This window comes from Streptococcus sp. DD11 (assembly GCF_001578865.1).
Lineage (GTDB): Bacteria > Bacillota > Bacilli > Lactobacillales > Streptococcaceae > Streptococcus > Streptococcus panodentis.
In genome coordinates, this window is sequence record NZ_KQ969396.1 from 156,886 (window position 1) to 160,802 (window position 3,917).

At 47.3% G+C, this 3,917-nt stretch carries 4 protein-coding genes; all 4 read right to left on the reverse strand.

Annotated elements, in window-relative coordinates; translation table 11 throughout:
- Nucleotides 1-154 precede the first annotated feature (154 nt).
- Nucleotides 155-988: a carbohydrate ABC transporter permease gene (locus tag STRDD11_RS10130; protein ID WP_128837199.1), complete on the reverse strand. Its 834-nt coding sequence runs from the start codon at nucleotides 986-988 to the stop codon at nucleotides 155-157.
- A gap of 13 nt (nucleotides 989-1,001) precedes the next feature.
- Nucleotides 1,002-1,874, reverse strand: a complete 873-nt coding sequence (locus STRDD11_RS10135) for a carbohydrate ABC transporter permease (protein ID WP_128837200.1) — start codon at nucleotides 1,872-1,874, stop codon at nucleotides 1,002-1,004.
- A gap of 14 nt (nucleotides 1,875-1,888) precedes the next feature.
- A complete protein-coding gene (locus STRDD11_RS10140) occupies nucleotides 1,889-3,148 on the reverse strand; it encodes an extracellular solute-binding protein (protein ID WP_128837201.1) in 1,260 nt (419 codons plus the stop codon).
- 91 nt (nucleotides 3,149-3,239) lie between these two features.
- Nucleotides 3,240-3,917 (reverse strand): alpha-galactosidase (locus tag STRDD11_RS10145; protein WP_206512696.1); only part of this gene is annotated, 678 nt, incomplete at its 5' end.

Consider the following 3,917-nt stretch of genomic DNA (forward strand, 5'->3'; position numbering starts at 1 on the left):
CCATAGGCCGTCGATGTTATGATACAGAGTCTTATACGGTATCTTCTAAAAGATCCATCCCTCTGTGGGTGAGGGCGCAACCATCATGGGAGTCTGTCCCAGTCGCTGCATTGATTTCCTATTTTCGCTTTGAACTTTTAATGAGCTTTGTATCTTACTTCACCGCGCCGTTGCTCATGCCAGCTATAATATGCCGCTGGAAGATGAGGTAAACGACGGTAATGGTGACAATGCCAACGATATAGGACGCAAAACTCGGACCGTAGTCATTGAAGTACTGTCCCTGATAATTATACTGAAAGAGGGGCAGGGTCCACATCTTGGAGTCCTTGTTGAGGATTAAGAGGGGCAGCATAAAGTCATTCCAGAACCAAAGAGCATTGATGATAAGACTCGTCGCATGCATGGGCTTAAGCATGGGAAAAATAATGCGGCGGTAGGTCGTAAAGCGGTCAGCACCGTCAATCATGGCAGCCTCATCCATACTGTCCGGAACACTAATCTTGATATAACCCACATAGAGAAAGAGGGTTTGAGGAATAGCATAGGTCAGATAAAGGATGACCAGCCCCCACATATTGGCCAGACCGAGCTTACTCATCATGACCGTAATGGGAATCATGATGACCTGAAAGGGAACGAAAATCCCCAAAATCAAGAGCGAATACATGATATTAAACGCCCTGCGCTTGGACATATTGCGGGCAATGGAGTAGGCTGCTGCAGGGATAAAGAAGGCTACCGCCAGCAGGGACAGGACAGTGATAAGCGCTGAGTTCCAGAAATAACCGCCAATCCCATCTGCAATCAAGCGTTCATAGTTACTGAGAGTAAAAGGATTGGGCAGACCAAAGAAATGATTCATAATATCCTTGGTCGTTTTAAAGGAGCTGAAAACAGTCGTCAGCAAGGGCAAAAGAATGAGAATTCCACCCAGAATGAGCAAGACATATTTCCATAATTGCTGGTTTTTTTCTTCTTTTTGCATGGATTTCCCTCCCTTAGATTTCAAATTTCTTAGACAGCTTGATTTGGAAGACAGATACAATCCCAATAATCAAGAAAAGAATGATGGCAATGGCATTGGCGTAGCCGTATTGGTTGCTCTTAAAGGCATAATTGTAAACCAGCAGACCCAGCGATGTCGTCGCATTATTAGGACCGCCGCTGGTCAGGGCAAAGATCTGGTCAAAGGCTGTCAGACCGGATTTAAGCGCCAAGATAAAGACCATGGAAATCGTCGGCAGGAGATAGGGCAGCTCAATAGACCAGAAAGTCTGTCTGCCGCTTGCTCCGTCAATGGCTGCTGCTTCTTTGATTTCTGAGGGAATGCTCTGCAGACCGGCCAGAAAGAGAATGATGGGCATGGCCACACCCTGCCAGAGGAGGACAAAGATCGTTGCCAATGCCGCACCTGCCGTTGTTCCAAGCAGGCTTTCTTCTAAAAATCTGAGATGAAGGAAACTCCCCAAAGCAGGCAAACCGTAGTTGAAGAACTGTTTGAAAATCAGGGAAACGGTCAGACCTGAAAGCACAGCCGGAAAAAAGAACCAGGCTCTAAAGAAGGTCTTGCCGGCAATCTTGGCATTCAGCGCCCGAGCCACCAATATCCCTATCACAATCTCTCCCACGATTAAGGCCGCGGTCAGAATCAAGGTAAAGAAAACAGCCTGAAAGAACTTGCCGTCAACCATAAGGAGCTTGTAATTATTGAGCCCGACAAACTTAAAATTATAAGTCAGACCAGTCCAGTTGGTCAGACTGTAAAAGGCACCCTGAGCCATAGGAAAGTAGAAGAAAACAGCTTGTAAGATAAGCGGAACTGCCAGAAAAGTCCAGCCCCAGTATTGATTGAAAATTTTTCGGATACCCATATCTTCCTTTCCTCCTAATCTAGGTCAGCTTTCATTGGGTTGAAAAAGGCGTTGAGTTCATCCGCCATAGCTTTCAGATCCTTGCTTAGCAGATAGTTGGCACTGAGATTGAAGAAATCTTCTTCAGAATTCCAGTGCTGTCCCATCCAGATGTAATGCTTGTCTGTGAAGGCCAGTTTATTCAGCTCTGCCAAAGCCGAATCAGGATTTTCCCTGACCCCTTCAACGGCTACCGGAGAACCGTCAACATCGTAGTATTTCTGCATGGCCTTAGCAGATGTCATATAAGCGATAAATTTCTCAGTCTCCTTCGGATGTTTAGTCGTCGCAGAGATTGACAGGGCCAAGTCCCCTGCCCCGACCGTTGCTTCTTCTCCCTCTTTTTCTCCGGGAAAGGCAAACATTCCGACTTCAAATTGAGGATCCTGTTGGTTAATGGCAGCCAAAGCCCAAGAACCATTGGACATCATCAGTGCGTTTTGACCAGCAAAGGCGACTACGGCATCGTTGTAAGAAGCACCGCGCCAGTTCTTCATCTCATTGCTGTCATCAGCCAGAAGGTTTAGACGCTGAGCATCAGCTTGGAGGATTGGGTCGCTGGCCTTAATAGAGTTGACCGGCGAATAGCGCAGGTAGTCGTTAGCCGCATCTGCGCTTCCTGTGATGGTGATGAGCGAAAGCTGGTGATAGCCATTGAGAGTCCAGCCCTCGGTCCCTGCTGTGGCAAAAGGTGTCTCTCCTTTGGCCTTGATCTGCTCGACCAAGTCCTTAAATGCTGCAAAAGTCTTGGGTACCTCTAATCCCAATTCCTGAAATTTTGTTTTATTATAGTAGATTCCCGAAACATTAGCCGTCAGCGGCACACTGTAAACCTTATCATCAATAGCATACTTTTGAGCATAGTTGTTTTTTATGTTTTTCAGATAATCTTTCCCTGTCATATCTGCAAAATACCCTGCTCCGGCCCACTCTTGGAAATCCATATTCTGCGGATAAATATTGATAATATCCGGTACATCTCCTGCCAGAATCCGTGTTTTTAAGACAATCCCTGCCGAGGGTACTGTCGTCAGCTTGACATCAATATTTGGATTTTCCTTTTCAAAATCGTCAATGATAGCCTGGATAGTATCCGCCATCTCTGTCTTTTGGTTGAAATATTCAATCGTGACCTTGCCGTCACCTGAGCTCTTCTCCTGACCGGCACAGCCCAGCAGCCCCAGAGCTGTCACAGCAAGCGCACTGAAGAAACCGATTTTTTTATACCATTTCATGGCTTTCCCCTTTATTCTTTCATAGCCTCTGAAGGCTGATACTCAAAACGATGAGCCTTTCTGTTCTAATACCGGCGGCTCGGAAAGTCTCTCATGATTTCCTGATGAAATGCAGCTGTCTGCTCAGATAATCTCCCTCAGGAAGGGCCATGGTCAGACCGGCATACATGAGTTCCGCTCCCGAATAAACCGCTCCGGTTTCCTGCAGTTCATAGAAAGCATCCTCTTCCAAACCTTTCAGCTTCAAAGTCCTTTCCATGACCTCAAAAACAGACAAAATCCGGACGTAGGTGACGAGGACCTGTTCTTCATAGTTAAACTGCACAGCCGCTTCATTGGATCCCGCTTCAGGATTGATGAGGCGGTACTGCTGCCCCAGCTGGACAATCGGCCGGATTTTCTTATAAAAAGCAATCTGCTGGGCAATTTGCTCTTTTTCCTCTGGGCTCAGACTGGTCAGATCCAGCTCATAGCCCAGATTGCCCATCATGGCTACATGGCCCCGCGTCGCAAGCGGAGTTATCCGATTCATTTGATGATTAGGCACGGCCGAGACATGGGCACCCATGGAAATCGTCGGATAAAGATAGCTAGAGCCGTACTGGATAGGCAGGCGGGCAATGGCATCACTGTTGTCACTGGCCCAGACTTGCGGAAAATAGCGCATCATGCCCAGATCATTGCGGCCGCCGCCGCCTGAGCAGGATTCAAAAAGAATATCGGGATGGTGCTCCGTCAGATAGCGGATGACCTGATAGACGCCCCAAGA